This is a genomic window from Bradyrhizobium sp. CCBAU 25360 (assembly GCF_028128695.1).
Taxonomy (GTDB): Bacteria; Pseudomonadota; Alphaproteobacteria; order Rhizobiales; family Xanthobacteraceae; genus Bradyrhizobium; species Bradyrhizobium ottawaense.
In genome coordinates, this window is the sequence record NZ_LBJA01000042.1 from 567,447 (window position 1) to 583,284 (window position 15,838).

General features: G+C 63.7%; 16 protein-coding genes. 11 read left to right on the forward strand and 5 right to left on the reverse strand.

What is annotated here, in order from left to right; translation table 11 throughout:
* The first annotated feature begins 8 nt into the window (after window positions 1-8).
* Entirely contained in the window at window positions 9-1,013 is a 1,005-nt protein-coding gene (locus XH81_RS26685) for an NAD(P)H-dependent flavin oxidoreductase (RefSeq protein WP_028143613.1), read from the forward strand.
* 117 nt (window positions 1,014-1,130) lie between these two features.
* Entirely contained in the window at window positions 1,131-1,742 is a 612-nt protein-coding gene (locus XH81_RS26690; protein WP_049801698.1) for a TetR/AcrR family transcriptional regulator, read from the forward strand.
* A 92-nt stretch (window positions 1,743-1,834) separates the two neighbouring features.
* Here the strand turns inward: XH81_RS26690 and XH81_RS26695 are convergent, their stop codons facing one another.
* The 3 genes from XH81_RS26695 to XH81_RS26705 all read right to left on the reverse strand — a co-directional run bounded on the left by XH81_RS26695 (window position 1,835) and on the right by XH81_RS26705 (window position 4,015).
* Window positions 1,835-2,995 carry an iron-containing alcohol dehydrogenase gene (locus XH81_RS26695; RefSeq protein WP_028143614.1) on the reverse strand — a complete coding sequence of 387 codons (1,161 nt, stop codon included), beginning with the start codon at window positions 2,993-2,995 and terminating at the stop codon, window positions 1,835-1,837.
* A 570-nt stretch (window positions 2,996-3,565) separates the two neighbouring features.
* On the reverse strand, window positions 3,566-3,688 hold the full coding sequence (locus tag XH81_RS26700; protein WP_256379465.1) for a hypothetical protein: 123 nt from the start codon (window positions 3,686-3,688) through the stop codon (window positions 3,566-3,568).
* A 90-nt stretch (window positions 3,689-3,778) separates the two neighbouring features.
* On the reverse strand, window positions 3,779-4,015 hold the full coding sequence (locus XH81_RS26705; RefSeq protein ID WP_028143615.1) for a hypothetical protein: 237 nt from the start codon (window positions 4,013-4,015) through the stop codon (window positions 3,779-3,781).
* 483 nt (window positions 4,016-4,498) lie between these two features.
* On the opposite strand from XH81_RS26705, the gene XH81_RS26710 reads away from it, so the two are divergent.
* Window positions 4,499-5,788, forward strand: a complete 1,290-nt coding sequence (locus tag XH81_RS26710) for a c-type cytochrome (RefSeq protein ID WP_028143616.1) — start codon at window positions 4,499-4,501, stop codon at window positions 5,786-5,788.
* A 7-nt stretch (window positions 5,789-5,795) separates the two neighbouring features.
* On the opposite strand, the gene XH81_RS26715 is transcribed toward XH81_RS26710, so the two are convergent.
* Together XH81_RS26715 and XH81_RS26720 are read right to left on the reverse strand one after the other, a co-directional pair.
* Window positions 5,796-6,095 (reverse strand): hypothetical protein, encoded by a 300-nt coding sequence (locus XH81_RS26715; protein ID WP_271596419.1) that lies wholly within the window; start codon window positions 6,093-6,095, stop codon window positions 5,796-5,798.
* A 52-nt stretch (window positions 6,096-6,147) separates the two neighbouring features.
* Entirely contained in the window at window positions 6,148-8,118 is a 1,971-nt protein-coding gene (locus XH81_RS26720) for a 4Fe-4S binding protein (protein WP_028143617.1), read from the reverse strand.
* 182 nt (window positions 8,119-8,300) lie between these two features.
* Between XH81_RS26720 and XH81_RS26725 the strand changes: the two genes are divergently transcribed.
* The 8 genes from XH81_RS26725 to XH81_RS26760 all read left to right on the forward strand — a co-directional run bounded on the left by XH81_RS26725 (window position 8,301) and on the right by XH81_RS26760 (window position 15,828).
* A complete protein-coding gene (locus XH81_RS26725; protein ID WP_245283460.1) occupies window positions 8,301-9,023 on the forward strand; it encodes a biotin/lipoate--protein ligase family protein in 723 nt (240 codons plus the stop codon).
* Window positions 9,020-9,559 (forward strand): DUF6505 family protein, encoded by a 540-nt coding sequence (locus XH81_RS26730; RefSeq protein ID WP_028143619.1) that lies wholly within the window; start codon window positions 9,020-9,022, stop codon window positions 9,557-9,559. The genes XH81_RS26725 and XH81_RS26730 overlap by 4 nt, the downstream gene beginning before the upstream one ends.
* Complete coding sequence (locus XH81_RS26735) at window positions 9,556-10,563, forward strand: DUF6352 family protein (protein WP_028143620.1); 1,008 nt, start codon at window positions 9,556-9,558, stop codon at window positions 10,561-10,563. The genes XH81_RS26730 and XH81_RS26735 overlap by 4 nt, the downstream gene beginning before the upstream one ends.
* Window positions 10,560-11,075 carry a DUF3305 domain-containing protein gene (locus tag XH81_RS26740; RefSeq protein ID WP_028143621.1) on the forward strand — a complete coding sequence of 172 codons (516 nt, stop codon included), beginning with the start codon at window positions 10,560-10,562 and terminating at the stop codon, window positions 11,073-11,075. The genes XH81_RS26735 and XH81_RS26740 overlap by 4 nt, the downstream gene beginning before the upstream one ends.
* Window positions 11,072-11,707, forward strand: coding sequence for a DUF3306 domain-containing protein (locus tag XH81_RS26745; protein WP_028143622.1), 636 nt, complete (start codon window positions 11,072-11,074; stop codon window positions 11,705-11,707). The genes XH81_RS26740 and XH81_RS26745 overlap by 4 nt, the downstream gene beginning before the upstream one ends.
* 147 nt (window positions 11,708-11,854) lie before the next feature.
* Complete coding sequence (locus XH81_RS26750) at window positions 11,855-12,634, forward strand: molecular chaperone TorD family protein (protein WP_028143623.1); 780 nt, start codon at window positions 11,855-11,857, stop codon at window positions 12,632-12,634.
* Between the two features lie 29 nt (window positions 12,635-12,663).
* Window positions 12,664-12,873, forward strand: a complete 210-nt coding sequence (locus tag XH81_RS26755) for a twin-arginine translocation signal domain-containing protein (RefSeq protein ID WP_028143624.1) — start codon at window positions 12,664-12,666, stop codon at window positions 12,871-12,873.
* Window positions 12,874-12,885: 12 nt separating this feature from the next.
* On the forward strand, window positions 12,886-15,828 hold the full coding sequence (locus XH81_RS26760; protein ID WP_028143625.1) for a formate dehydrogenase subunit alpha: 2,943 nt from the start codon (window positions 12,886-12,888) through the stop codon (window positions 15,826-15,828).
* The last annotated feature ends 10 nt before the right edge of the window (window positions 15,829-15,838 follow it).

Consider the following 15,838-nt stretch of genomic DNA (forward strand, 5'->3'; position numbering starts at 1 on the left):
GATCATTCGTGAAGACAGCGATCACTGAACTGTTTGGTATCGAGCATCCGATCATCCAGGGTGGAATGCATTATGTCGGCTTCGCCGAAATGGCGGCGGCGGTATCCAACGCCGGCGGGCTCGGCTTGATCACCGGCCTCACCCAGCGGACGCCGGAGCTGCTTGCCAAGGAGATCGCGCGGTGCCGGGACATGACGGACAAGCCGTTCGGCGTGAACCTGACCTTCCTGCCGACCTTCAGCGCCCCGCCTTATCCGGAGTATATCGCTGCCATCAGGGAGGGCGGTGTCAGGATCGTCGAGACGGCCGGACGTAGCCCTGAACAATACATGCCGGCCCTGAAGGCGGGCGGCATCAAGGTGATCCACAAATGCACCTCGGTCCGGCATTCGTTGAAGGCCGAACAGATCGGCTGCGATGCCGTCAGCGTCGACGGCTTCGAGTGCGGCGGCCATCCGGGCGAGGATGACATGCCCAACATGATCCTGCTGCCGCGTGCGGCCGAAGAACTGAAGATCCCGTTCGTGGCGTCCGGCGGCATGGCCGACGCGCGCAGCCTGGTTGCGGCGCTTGCGATGGGAGCGGCGGGAATGAACATGGGTACGCGGTTCATCGCCACCAAGGAAGCGCCGGTGCACGAGAACGTCAAGGAGGCGCTGGTCGCGGCGTCCGAGCTCGACACCAGGCTCGTTATGCGCGCGCTCCGCAACACCGAGCGGGTCCTGAACAACAAGGGCGTCGAGCATCTGCTCGAGGTCGAGCGCGAGAAGGGCAAGAACCTCAAGATCGACGACATCCATGATCAGGTAGCGGGCGTCTATCCCAGGGTGATGATCGACGGCGACATGGACGCGGGCGCCTGGAGCTGCGGCATGGTCGTCGGACTCATTCACGATATTCCGACCGTGAAGGAGTTGATCGACCGCATCATGGCGGACGCCGAGCGATTGATCAGGGGCAGGCTGACGGGATTCCTTGATGCCGACACTGGGGCCAATCTCAAGGTCGCGTGAAGCCACGGCTTGCGATCCGCGCTGCAGACGACATTTCGTCGTCTCCGCGCGGGCTGGAAGCTCCGGCCGGGATGGGATCGTCAACAGCGAATATCTTGTGCCATCCCGGAGCAGGCGATGCGTTACCCGAAAGACCATGGGCAGCATACCCGCAGACGCATCGTCGAAAGCGCTTCCCGCGGTCTGCGCCAGGCCGGCGCCGATGGCCTGAGTGTGGCCGACCTGATGAAGCTCGCCAATCTGACGCATGGCAGCTTCTACGCCTACTTCAAATCGCGCGACGCGTTGGTCGTCGAAGGGCTCGCCCTGGCCATGGATCGAACGATCGTGCATTGGCTCAGCCTCACGCAGGGGCTGCCCGCCGGGAAGGGATTCGACGCACTTGTCGAGTCTTACCTGGGTCCTCTCCACCGTGACGATCCGGGGCGCGGTTGCGCGTTGCCGGCCTTGGCCGCCGACATCGGACGTTCAGGTCCGGAGGCGCGGCGCACCCTTGAACGGGGGCTCAGCAAGATGATCGATATCATCGCGCGGCTGACCTCGGCGAGGCCGTCATCGGATGTGAGACAGAGGGCCGCCGGCGCAATTGCGACCATGGTCGGTGCGGTCGTGCTGGCGCGTGCGGTCGACGACAAGCGTTTGTCCGACCTCCTGCTGGAGGCCGGACGGCAGGCTTTGGGCAGCCCGGTCGCGAGCGAGTGCGAGAGAACGCATTCGGCCGACAATTGAGACACGGCTTAACTGACGTTGGCTTCTGGGCGGAGCGGGGCGATGGCGGAGGCAAGCGGCCGTGCCTCTACCATCGGCCGCCGCCTTGGCAGCTACGCGGCCATCCGCAGCAGATCGACGATTTCGGCTTGGTCGTTGAAGGGGCGCGGATTGGCTTTGACGAAGCGATGGTTGATCGCGATTTCGCTGATCTTGCCGAACTTGTCTTCGCCGATGCCGACCTCAGCGAGGCGGCCCGGTAGTCCAAGTTGCCTGACGAACTCCGCAAAGGCGTCTGCCGCGTCCCCACCGGGAGCACCCAAAGCTGCCGCCAAACGCTTCTGCGCGTCATCGGTGAACGGCTTGTTATAGCGAAGAAGGCTCGGCATGATGACGGGCGTGCAATAATAGTGAGGAACCCCGAAAGTCCCACCAAGCACGTGGCCGATGCCGTGGCTTGCGCCCATGGGAACGCGTGCCTGCAGTCCAAAGGACGCAAGCCATGAGCCGTATTGAGACAAGCGGCGCGCCTCGAAATCGTCAGGTTGTTGCAGGGTCCGGAGCATTCCATCGCGCAGCGTGCGGATACCCGCCAGAACCACTTCGTCAGCAAGGGGGGTGCCAGCTGGCGAGCACAATGCTTCGATGCCGTGATCCATGGAGCGAGTGCCAGATCCCATCCAGAGGTTCGAAGGCGTATGAAGCGTGAGGGCAGGGTCGAGGATGACTGCCACCGGCATCATGTGGGGGTGAAAGAATATTTGCTTCAGCTTGTTGCGCTCATCGGTGACAAGCGCTGCGGCATTGTATTCGCCGCCGTTCAGCGTTGACGGCACGGCGATCTGTCGGACTGCAGGCGTGCGGAACGGGGAATGGCTCACGCCCGGGCCCATGGGGAACGGATCGAAGCCGGCTTCATCGCGGATATCGTGCTCCATCGCCATGATGACGATCTTGGCGAGGTCAACGGCAGAACCGCCGCCGACGGCCACGACGAGATCGGCGTGTGCTTCCTTGGCGTGGAGCGCAACTTCGGCAGCTTGCTTGCGCGTGGTGTGCTGTGCAATTCCGTCGAAGGTCGCAGCATGTTTGTCGCCCAGCGTGTGCCGGATTTTCTCAATCTCGTCGGTCTGGGTGTTCAAGGTGCGGCTGACGATAAGGAAGACGCGCGTTGCCTTCAGTCGTTCCGCTTCTTCGTTGATGGCCTCAGCCGCCGGTTTGCCATAGATCACGCGATCAATTGCCGGAAAATTGTGTGCACCAGTCCTGCGCATTTTATCCTCCCATCGGAACTGCGGTCGAAGCGGAGATAGTCTTTTATATTATGATTATCATGCAATAGCTGTTCAAAAATATCGCACGAACTCAGGGTTTTACGGCCTTCGCCAGGTTCCACGCGAAGCACCAGCCTGGCTTGCCGACTTCGCGGTCACCCATCCTTCGGCGCCCTTGCGCCGTCGGAAAGCCTCAGCCGCATCAATGTCTTGTAGCGGGCTCCGACGCGCCAGTTTCCTGATGTCGATTTGGGTGAAGGCCACACGGATGTGCACTCCAGCTTTCGTATGCACCGAAAGGCCAAAACGGGTAGGGCTAGTCGAGAAAAGCTGACGCCGAACGCTGCGATGGTCCACACCCTCGGCGTTTGCAGCATACCTTGCACCGCAAACGCCAAGGCCCGTGCACGAAAGTTGCTCGATGCTCTCGAACTCCTCGCGTGTCGTCTTGCCGATACAGGATGCCCCGACGGTCTCGAAAGGCGAGACGATCGTGGGGTCTTTCGCACGCGGAAGCGTGGAGAATCGCACCGGCCGACGGGGCCTAACGCTCTGCGAGATTTGAGTGTCTCAGAGACGCACGCCGGTCGTAGCAAACGCCTGGGCGACGGGCTCCTGGACCCGATTCAAGACCACCATTCCCGCAATCGCGATCACCATGGCCGCGACGCAGCCAAGAAGAAAAGCCTTCATCCGCAGCCTCCTTCGATCGAAACGTCAAGGTGTTATACGACACGGCTTGCCGCGAGCAAACTCGTTGATCGCACCAAGGCACAAGCGATCTTATGGGCTCTTGAAGATGGGATCGATGGAAAATCCATTGCCCATCAAGCCTACGGACTGAAGCGCCGCGGTATTCAGGTCGACCTCTAATATCGAAAAAAGAAGCGCAAGCACGATGGCAACGAGGATCAGGAAGGGCGAGGCTTCTCGGGAAATGGGATCTTGCGGCCCATCGAGCGCGCGGACAGCGCGCAGCCGCGCCATCATCCGCAGAAATGGCCGCGTTGGCCCCTGCATGCCAGTCGTCCTTGACGTGACCAGCCAGAGACTAGTCTTCGGACCACCGGCGTTCAAGCGGAGGATGAGAGAAGTCAGGTTATTGCAATGCACGCTCCGGAACGGAAGGCAGCGTTGCCCGGTTTAGTACACGCACCGGAGGATCCGACGTGAAATTGCCAACAACGATCTTGTGCTTCGCGGCACTCTGCTTCTTCCAGAGCGCCTCCGCCCAACCCGCGCAAACCAACTCATCTGCGGCACCAACCCCTCCCGAGGAGAAGGGCCAACCACAGCCGCAAGGCTGGACGGGCCCCATCAATACAGGCTCGGGTGGCGCGCCCGCCGAAAGTCCCCAGGGTCAGAGCCCGCCTGGAATGCAGGCCGCGCCTCAAGGATCCTCCAAAACCACGACGGCACCAGCCAAATAGATCGGTTCGGATATTCTCCTCCGTCGGCTCTTCTGGCAATCTTGAGAGCGTGAACGGGACGCGGCGAGGGTCAATGAGACTACCTTTCTGCGCGGGCGGCGCCGCAGCCTTGTGGGCCATCTTGGCCGTATCATCCGTGCACGCCGACATGGCCGGACACGGCGGCTCCGTGCGGGCTCTTGCTATTTCCCCCGATGGGGACAGCCTCTTGTCCGGCAGCTTCGACTCAGCCGCCATTCGCTGGTCGCTAAAGGCGGAGACAGCGGAGGAGGTGCTGCGGTATCATGCTGATGCGGTCAATGCCGTCGCCTTTCTGAACGACGGCCGCATGATCACGGCGGGTGCCGATGCACGAATTGCGGTCTGGACGGCGGGCCGGCGGCAGCCGGACCGGGTGTTCGAGGGACACGTCGGTCCAATCGTCGCACTCGCGGTCTCTCCCGACGGCGCACTGCTCGCATCGGCTTCATGGGATCGGACGGTGCGGATCTGGTCGCTGTCGGACGGCGTGTCGCGCGTGCTCGAAGGGCATTCGCAGAACGTCAACGGCGTCGCCTTCACGCCGGACGGCAGGTCGCTCGTCAGCGCCGGCTACGACCTTACGTTGCGTATCTGGCGTTTGCCGGATAGCCGGCCTGAGATCGTGACGTTGCCGGCTCCGCTCAACGCGGTAGCCGTGGCGCCGGACGGTGAAATCGTCACAGGCGCGGTCGACGGCATATTGCGGATGCTGACCACGGACGGCAAGGTCAGCGGCGAGATATCGGCCGGCCCAACACCGGTGGTGGCCGTGACCATGTCGGCCGACGGCAAGCTGATTGCCGCGGCCGGCATCGGCGGCACAGTTGCGATCATCGATCGCAAGTCGCGCAGCCTGCTACGCACGCTGGTCGGGCCCGGGCTGCCGGTGTGGTCGGTTGCCTTCCTTCCGGATCGCGAGACGCTGATGACGGGGGGCGCGGACGGCAAGATCAGGCGGTGGAATGCACGCACCGGCGATCCCGTCGGCTCGAGTCTGATGGGCTCACCGGCCGATCCGCTCGCTGCCTATGCCGGCGATCATGGCGCCGACGTGTTCCGGGCGTGCGTTGCCTGCCACACGCTGTCGGACAAGGAGGTCCAGCGCGCAGGCCCGACGCTTGCCGGATTGTTTGGCCGTAAGATCGCATCGCTGCCGGGCTACCGCTTCTCCGATGCCCTGAAGACGATGGACATCGTCTGGACGCCGGAGACGGTTGCAAAGCTGTTCGAGGTTGGACCGAACGCCTACACCCCCGGTACCAAGATGCCGGAGCAGCGCATCGGCTCGCCCGAGGATCGCCGCGCGCTCACCGATTTCCTGGGCCGCGTGACGTCGCGATAGCTGCCTCTCAGATCGAATCCCAATTGTCCATCTGAAGATCCCTCATCTCCGGATGTTGCTTGAGGATCTGAATGACGTCGATGCTGGGGTGCTCCTTGAGCGCTTCCGCGACGCAGTGATTGACGTATTTGCGACGCGACAGCCATGCGATCTTCTTGCCCTTGGCCTCGGCTTTGCAGGCGGCGATCGCCTGTTTCACGGCAACCTTTTGTGCCTTGGTCAGTGGAGGAGCGGCAGCTTCGGCCGCTGCGCCGGCGAAAGCGATGGAGATCAAGCACGTCGACAGAGCTGTGATCAAACGAGACATGGTGATGCTTCCCCTGGTTTCCTGCCCCTGCGTAGATGTCTGCTGGTCTTGCCTAGTCCTTGCCCTCGCGCTGACGTAGGTAGTCGTCCGTCGTTCGCGGCGGCGTGCGTTCGGGAATGCCCTTGAACGGATTGAACTGCTGCTCGCTCATGACGATGACGCGGCAGTCGGCGCACATCTTGAGCGCCTCGATCCGTTTGTCGCCGGCGGGATACATCCAGTGCCGCCCCTCGAGCTTGGCGGCGATCCGGTCGATCGTGCTCTTCACCCCGAACGCCGTGCCGCAGCGGACACAGAGCGCGGGCTCCTCTTCCTTGATGACTGCGGCGGGAGCGCGGGCGGCGCGGAAATCGATCTGCGGCTTGAGCGTGATGACCTTTTCCGGACAGGTGGTCTGGCACAGGCCGCATTGCACGCAGGCGTCCTCGATGAATTTCAGCACGGGCCGCTCGGGGTCGTCGCGCAGCGCGCCGGTCGGGCAGGCGGAGACACACGAGAGACACAGCGTGCAGCCGTCCGTGTCGACGCTGATCGCGCCGACTGGTGCGCCCTGCGGCAGCGCAATCACGTCCACCGGCTTTGGCGAAAGACGATGCAGCTCGCTGAGGCCGAAGCGCAGGAGGTCGCGCCGCTTGCCGACGGTTCTGAAGGTCGCCGGTGTTGCGACCGCCGCGAGCGGGCCGATGCCGCTGAGATGGCTGCCGAGCGCGTCAGGGTCGTCGGTCTCGATCGTGGCGACGCGCTGGCCATCAAAGCCGAGACCGCCAAGGATCGCATCGGCCATGCCGATCGTCTGCGATAGTCCGGTCACATCGTGGCGCGGCTTTGCGCGCAGCAGATAGCGCACGGCTGTTACACCATAAGCGAATGCGCCGACGATCGCTTCCAGCCCGACCTGCGTGAGTTCGTTGACGACAAAGGGAAGCACGTTCGCGGGAAGACCGTCGCCATGTCGTGCCAGAGCTTCGATCAACGGTGTGCCGTGCGAGCCGTCATGGAACAGCAGCACCGCGTTGGCGCCGCCGGCCGCGTGGTAGGCGAGCAGCATGGCGCGAAGTCTTTGAAGCTGCGTATCGGCGGGCGGCAACGTGTAAGATGCAGCGCCAGTCGGGCAGGCGGCGGCGCATTGCCCGCAGCCCGCGCAGATGTTTGGATCAACAGCGACATGATCGCCGGCGGGCGTGATTGCGCCGGTCGGGCAGAGATCGAGGCAGCGATGGCACCCCGTGCGCTTCGAGCGCGAATGGGCGCAAAGACCGGGCGTAACGTCGACATATTTCGGCTTGTCGAAGCTGCCGACGAGGTCGCGTGCGGTCAAGACGGCGCGCAGCACCGCGGCGGGATCGTTCGGGTCGGCGCGGAGATACCCGTCGCGCAGGTCGTGTGCGGGAAACAGCGGCATCCCGCCCGAAAGGTCCAGCACGATATCGCAGTGCGACGTCACTCCGTCTCGGGAAGCGTCAAGCACGAAGCGATCGCGCGAGGAGGGGCGGGGCCTGGCATAGTCGTCGATCATGAGCTCGAAGGCGCCAAAGTGTCCTTTTGCAGAGCGGATGGTGCCCCTCACGATCGGGAAGACCGTTGCCGCCTGCGGCACGGTGTCACTGATCTGCTTCAGCATGACCGTGACGTCGAGGTGATCCGCAAGCAGCCGGCCGGCCTCGATCGCAGCTTCGTTGCGCCCATAGATCAGGATCACGCCGTCGCTCGACAGGGTGACCAGCGGATAGTCGGGCGCCGGGATGGAGGCGGCCGCCAACAGGGCGACCATTTTCGCGCCGGCGCGCGCCCCTTCGTGTGACCAGCCGGCCGTCTCACGGATATTGACAAAGCTGATCGCCTTGGCCCGTTCGCCGGCCTCGTCCGAAAACTGCGCGGCCTGCTGCGTGCAGGCGACCGTCAGCGGGCCAGTCTCCGCGGCTGCCTTGCGAAAATGATCGAGTTCGGGCCCGCAGAGATGGCGAAAGCCTCTGATCTCGCTGTTCGGACATCCGCGCCGGATCGCGGCCATGTCGAGACGCATCGTGTCTTCGCACGAGCAGATCAAGACGGTCTTCGACGGCTGCGACAGGTTAATCCCTCCGCTAGTCGGGCGCCGACTGTGGACTCGCGCCGGCCCTTTGCCTCGTATAGACATTATCCATCGGGAAGAAAAGGAAAGCGGAGGACGGCCTGCCGTCGACCCCAGTCAGCCACGTTTCCCCGGTGGAACCGATCCGCCTGCCGCCGCCGTTCACCTTGGTGCGGCTGCGCGAGAGTGGCGATGCTTTTGCCCATGCATGCCGCATTGCACCGGAGAGTGGTGCGGGCACATTGGTCTATGTCGGCCGCTTCGATCTTGCTGAGTTTGCCGTGGTCCTTGAGCCCCGAGAGCCTCTGTGCAGCGCGCGTCGCGCGTTCTACGCCGGCATGGTCGCACTCACCGATGCGCTGCGCGCCTATGCGCCGCCGAGCAAGCCGATCACCATCGATTGGCCTGACGCGGTCAGGGTCGACGGGGGATTGGTCGGCGGCGGACGGTTGGGATGGCCACGCGACGCCGACGAAGACACACCGCCGCCATGGCTGGTGTTTGGCGCCATGATCCGGACGGTTGCCATGGACGACGACGAGCCGGGCGTTCACCCGCTTGCCTCGGCGCTCGACCAGGAAGGGTTTGGTGAGGCCGGCGCCGAGCAATTGACAGAGAGCTTTGCCCGGCACCTGATGCTGGTGATTGACGGCTGGCAGGCAGACGGTTTTGACGGTGTCGCGCGCGATTATGTCTCGCGTATGCCGCGCGAGCGACAGACCGTGCGGCGCATCGACGATCTCGGCGATCTGCTGACGCGCCGGGTTGGGGCGGGCGCGATCGAGAGTGGCGACCTCGTCCAGGCGCTTGCGACCCCATCCTGGCTCGATCCGGCACTCGGGGGGCCGCGGCTGTGAAGCTCCTGCGTACCATCGCGCTCGATCCCTCCGACACATTCGTGTTTGACGTGGCGGCAGAGCCGGGCGAATGGGCCGTCTCCGGCGTTTTCCGCTTTTGGGATTGCGATCCTGCGAAGCTCGAGGGCAAGGCGCGCGCGGCCTTCCGCGGCGGTTTCCTCGGGGTGCAGTCCTGGGGCTGGTCGACGCTGGCGCAGATCGTTCCGGCCACCGAGGACGATTACCGCAACCTGGTCGATCTCCTTGCCGGGCAACTGGTCGATCGTTTCGGCGCGCCGGATATGGCGACAGCGAAGAGCGCCGCAGAAGAGGAGGTGGCGTTTTCGCAGTCGCTCTGCAGCCATCCGATCAGCTCCCTTGTTGCGGTGCACCGGGCCGTAAGCGACGGCGAGGTCCGCGAGTCCTTCCGCCGACTGCAACTGCGCGAAGGGCAGGGGCACGGCAAGGCGTTCTCGTTCATGGAAATGGAGGACGACATCGAGCCTGACGGCAATCTCAAGCTTGTGGATCTGGGCCGGAGGCCAACTGCCAGATGAACGATTTCTGGATTGCCTGCGGCCATCATCTGCTCGATCGCGACGAGGGCGGCGGGCTCCGCGTTACCGACGAATTCCTCAAGGCCTATTTTGCCCGTCCCGAACTGATGCCGCCGGAGGATGCGTGTCAGGTCGAACGCCGGCTGCACCGGGAATTGCTCTCCGATCCGCGCCAACCGGTCAGCGCCGGCGAAATCGCCGGTATTGCCGATCCCGACGCCCGGGAGAACTGGCAGTTCGTGCTGGCCTTTCGCGATCTCCTGTTGCGGCATCCGACGCTCGAAGCTGCTTATCTTGCAACGGTGCGCGCAGGCGCGAACGATCTGCCGCCGCTGTTCGTCAATCAGCTCGTGCACGTCATCCTGCGCAATGCGCTCGACGGTTGCGACGATCCGTTCGTGCTGCGCGCGGCCGAACTGTTCTTCCGGGCCCAGCGGATTCTGCCGCATGAGCAGGCCCTGCTGCTCGGCGACGAGGAGATTGTCGGCGGAATTAGCCCAACTCCGGTGCTATCGCTGATGTCGATGCTGGGCGCCACAACCGATGCGGTGGTCGATGTCTTGAACGCGGAGAATGTTGCTGCCTATTGGCAGCGCAGCGACCAGTTCGACATGGCCTTCGACCTCACGGCCGACGGCTTGGGGCCGACCGCCCTGGCGCAGGTGATGAGGCGCTGGCTCTCTCATCTGCTCGGTTTGGACGTCACGATCGAACCGCTGCGCGCACTGCAGGACGCAAAGCTCACCTGGTATGTCGGGCTCGATGCCGATGCCACAAGGCTCGGCGATCGTCTCTGGCACGGCGAGGAGCTCGACGGGCCCAGCGCCGAGCGTGTGCTCGCGCTCTTCCGCCTCACCTTCGTCGATTCAATGCTCGCGCTCGACGATGTCGAGGACGAGCCGGTCTACCTGATCCTGTCGATGTCGGCGGATCAAAAACTGCGCATGAAGCCCCAGAATCTGCTGACAGGCTTGCCGGTCAAACGTCTGGAGATGGTGACATGAGCCCCGCGGCGCTGCCATTGCTGTCGATTCCGGTCGGTGTCGTGGTCGAGCGGCGCAAGGCCGACTCCCCTTGGGTCGATTTCATCTGGCGTGGCGTCGCCATCCTGCCGGACGAGCCCGCCATGAGACCCTGGACCGTGCTTCGCGAGCAGGACGGCACGACGCTGTTCTATGCCGGAAGCGCGACCGTGGATCTTTATCCCTCCGAGACGGCGCGCTATCGCGACAATCTCGCCTCCGGCAGTCCGAGCATCTGGACCGTGCTGTCCCCTTCGGAAGGCGTGTGGCCCTATGTCGTCACGACCGTTACCGCCGATCCCTCGGAAGGCGAGGGCTTTACCGAGGCTGCCGACAATCTCGTCGAGGCGGTGCCGATGCCGGAGGTGCTGAGGGAGGCGATTGAAAGCTTCATTGTCGAGCACCATGTTGAGCGGGAATTCGTCAAGCGCAAGCGGCGCCGGGCTGACCCCGAGGCGCTAGCCCGGCGCGAACATGAAGGCGGACAGGAATGAGCGAGGAAGAGTTCCTTGCGCGTTGGTCCCGCCGCAAGCGCGAGTCGCGACCAGAGCCGGCGAAGCCTGCCGAGGCGCAGCCCGCGCCGTCGCCCGAGGCCAAGGATGGTGCGAAGGACGTTGCGAAGGACGGCGAGAGCGAGTTCGACCTCTCAAGCCTGCCATCGATCGACGAGATCAACGCTGCGACCGACGTCACCGCGTTCCTGCGCAAGGGTATTCCACAGGAGTTGAGCCGTGCGGCCCTTCGCCGCGCTTGGGTCGCCGATCCTGCCATCCGCGACTTCGTCGGGCTTGCGGAGAACGCATGGGATTTCAACGACCCGACCGCAATGCCGGGATTTGGACCGCTGGATTGTACCTCGGAAGAACTGGCGGCTCTCGTCGATCGCGTCATTGGCGGTGTGCGCGAAGTGGCAGAGTCATTGCCCGATGCGCTTGGTGAATCAGCGGATTCTTCGGAGGAATTGCATCAAGCCGACACGAGCGCTGCCCTCGAGGCTCCTGAGCAGGCGAATGCGCCGGAACTGCCAACAGCCCCTGTTGCAGCGCAACCGATCGTGGCGGAGAGACACGCGGATTTTGCCGAGCCCGTCATGCCGCGCACGCATGGTGGTGCACTGCCGTCCTGAGCAGCGCGACGAAAGGCTATAGCCTCCGGCTATGGCCAAGCGATTGACCGTCCGTGGAACCAGGACTACCCTCCGCATACTGCTTTGTAACAAAAGAATAATCGAGCAGGTGGGACTAGGCAGACGGGACTCGGATGGGAGGTCCACGTGCGGGATGACGGTCTTGATCGCGCGATCGATGCCGCGGGCGGCATAGCCGAGCTTGCGCGCAAAATCGGCATCAGCCAGCCATCCGTCTCGAACTGGACCAAGGTACCCGCACAACGGGTGGTTGCAGTCGAAGCCGCCACCGGCGTAGCTCGCAACGATCTGCGGCCCGATCTCTACAGCGAACAGGCCTTCTCCGCAGAACCACTCGATCCCGTCGATGCGGCGCGCGCGCAGGAATACGCGCTTCTGGCAACGCTTCTATCTGCGCCACCGTCGCGACGATTGCTCGACCAGCTTTCCATGTTGACGGGCGACGCGACGCCGCTCGGGCGCGCGCATGTTGCGCTGGCTGAGGCGGCCTCAAGCGCTGTCGCGGCGAAAGCCGAGCGCGAATATTTCGACCTGTTCGTCGGGCTCGGCCGCGGGGAATTGCTGCCCTATGCCTCGTACTACCTCACCGGCTTCCTCAACGAGCGGCCGTTGTCACGGCTGCGCGCGGATATGGCCGCGCTCGGCATCGAGCGGGTCGCCAACAATTCCGAGCCCGAGGATCACGCCGCCATCCTCTGCGAGATCATGTCGGGCTTTGCCGACGGCAGCCTCGACGCCTCGCCGGAGGCTCAACGCGCCTTTTTTGAAAAACACGTGTCGCCCTGGATCGGGCGGCTGTTCGCCGACATGGAAAGCACCGACAACGCCCGATTCTATCGGGTCGTGGGGGCGCTCGGCCGTGCCTTTATCGAGATCGAGACGGAAGCATTCACATTCGCCAACTGACCGACGCGCGTCGGTGCGGGAGAGATGCGATGAGTGACGAGACGAAAGCCAAGGTGGGACGCCGCGATTTCCTGCGCAAGGTCGGCATCGGCACGGTCGGCGCCGGCGCGACGCTCGCGACACCGCTGGTCGGGCCGGCACAAGCCGACAGCGAGAACAACGATGAGAAGCGCAAGGCGCGCTACAAGGAATCCGACCACGTAAAAACCTATTACCGCGTCAATCGCTATCCGGCTTGAGGGAGGCTTCCCGTGCTTATCAAGCGAACACACCAGCGTTCCGATCGTCGCGGCTCCGTCGCTGAATCCCTTGCGGGTCAGGCCGGCGGTCTGGATCGCCGTTCCTTCCTGCGCAGGTCCGGCCTTGCCGGCGGCGCGCTTGCGGCACTCAGCACCATGCCGATCGGCAGTGTGCGCAAGGCGGAAGCCGCGGTGGCCGGACCGCTCGCGGCCGGGGCCGTCGTCAAGAAGAGCATCTGCACTCATTGCGCCGTCGGATGCACGGTGACCGCGGAAGTGCTCAACGGCGTCTGGATCGGCCAGGAGCCGAGCTGGGATTCGCCGATCAACCGCGGCTCACATTGTGCGAAAGGTGCCTCCGTACGCGAGCTCGTGCACAGTGATCGGCGGTTGCGCTATCCGATGAAGCTTGTGAACGGCCAATGGACGCGCGTGTCCTGGGACACCGCGGTGAACGAGATCGGCGACTTGCTCTTACAGGTTCGCGAAAAATCGGGCAGCGATTCCGTCTACTGGCTCGGTTCCGCCAAGATGACGAACGAGGGCTCCTATCTGTTCCGCAAGCTCGGCGCGTTCTGGGGGACCAACAACACCGACCACCAGGCGCGTATCTGCCATTCCACCACGGTCACGGGCGTCGCCAATACCTGGGGCTACGGTGCCATGACCAACAGCATCAACGACATGCGCAACTCCAAGACGATGCTGTTCATCGGTAGCAATGCCGCGGAGGCGCATCCCGTCAGCATGCAGCATCTCCTGGAATCGAAGGAGCTCAACAAGGCGAACTTCATCGTCTTCGATCCGCGCCTGACCCGCACCGCGGCCCATGCCACCGAATATGTTCGGATCCGTCCCGGCACGGACATTCCCGTGCTCTACGGCATGATGTGGCACATCCTGAAGAACGGCTGGGAGGACAAGGAGTTCATCGCCTCGCGCGTCTACGGTTTCGACGATTTGCGCAAGGAGGTCGAGAAGTGGAATCCGCAGGAGGTCGAACGCGTCACCGGCGTGCCCGCTGCGCAGCTCGAACGCGTCGCCAAGATGTTCGCGACCGTGAAGCCCGCGACCATCATCTGGTGCATGGGGCAGACCCAGCACACCGTCGGCACGGCCAATGTGCGGGCGAGCTGCATCGCGCTGCTGATGACCGGCAATGTCGGCAAGGCGGGCGCCGGTGCCAACATCCTGCGCGGCCATGACAACGTGCAAGGCGCAACCGACGTTGGCCTCGATATCGTGACCCTGCCGTTCTATTACGGCCTTGCGGAAGGCGCCTGGAAGCACTGGTCGCGGGTCTGGGAGGTCGACTACGAGTACCTGGTCTCCCGCTTCGACGAGAAGAAGCAGATGGAGACCCCAGGCATCCCGCTGACGCGATGGTTCGATGCTGCGCTGTTGCCGAAGGCCGACGTTGCACAGAAGGACAACGTCAAGGCCGTATTCGTGCAAGGCCACGCCAGCAACAGCATCACCCGCATTCCGGAATCGATGAAGGGTTTGAAGGCACTGGACCTGCTGGTGATCGCGGATCCGCACCCGACCACCTGGGCGTCGCTCGCGGTCGAGGCCGGACGGAAGGACGGCGTCTATATCCTGCCTGTCGCCACGCAATTCGAATGCTCGGGATCGCGCGTCGCCTCCAACCGCTCGATGCAGTGGGGCGAGCAGATCGTCAAGCCGATCTTCGAATCCAAGGACGATCTCGAGGTCATCTACCTGATGGCGAAGAAGTTCGGATTCGCCGACAAGATGTTCAAGAACATCAAGGTCGAGAACAACCTTCCGCTCGCGGAGGACGTGCTCCGCGAGATCAACCGCGGAAGCTGGTCGACCGGCTATTGCGGCCAGTCGCCGGAGCGCATCAAGGCGCATATGAAGAACCAGAACAAATTCGATCTGGTGACGATGCGCGCGCCGAAGGACGATCCGGAGGTCGGCGGCGACTATTACGGCCTGCCTTGGCCGTGTTGGGGCTCGCCGGAGGTGAAACATCCCGGCTCGCCGCTGCTCTACAACAACAATTTGCATGTCATGGACGGCGGCGGCGCTTTCCGCCCACGCTTCGGCATCGAGCGCGAGGAAAAACTGCCGGACGGCACGACGCGGAAGGTGAGCCTGCTTGCCGACAAATCCTTTTCCAAGGGGTCGGAGATCGAGGACGGCTACCCCGAGTTCACGCTGGCAAGCCTGAAGAAGCTCGGCTGGGACAAGGATCTCACCGAGGCTGAAATGGCGACGATCCAGAAGGTCAACGCGGCTAATCCGGATGCCGTATCCTGGGCACTCGACCTCTCAGGCGGCATCCAGCGCGTCGCGCTGAAGCACGGCTGCGTGCCCTTCGGCAACGGCAAGGCGCGCATGAACGCGTTCGGTCTGCCGGATCCGATTCCGGTGCATCGTGAACCGATCTATACGCCGCGCGTCGACCTGGTGGAGAAGTATCCGACCCTGCCTGACGCCAAGCAGTTCCGTCTGCCCAATATCGGCTTCTCCGTGCAGAAGGCGGCGGTCGAAAAGGGGATCGCAAAGCAGTTTCCGCTCATCCTCTCCTCGGGGCGGCTGGTGGAGTATGAGGGGGGCGGGGAGGAGACGCGCACCAATCCCTGGCTCGCCGAATTGCAGCAGGACATGTTCATCGAGATCAGCGTCGCCGATGCCGCCGATCGCGGCATCAAGGACGGCGGCTGGGTCTGGGTGAGCGGCGCCGAAAACAATTCGCGCGCCCGGATGAAGGCGCTGGTTACGGAGCGTGTCGGCAAGGGCGTGGCCTGGATGCCGTTCCACTTCGGCGGCTGGCTGGGCGGCGCCGACCTGCGCAAGAACTATCCGGCCGGCACCGACCCGATCGTGCTCGGTGAGAGCGCCAACACCATCACGAGCTACGGCTACGACCCGGCGACGGGCATGCAGGAGCCGAAGGTCACGCTTTGTCAGATCGTCGCGGCTTGAGGGAGCAACG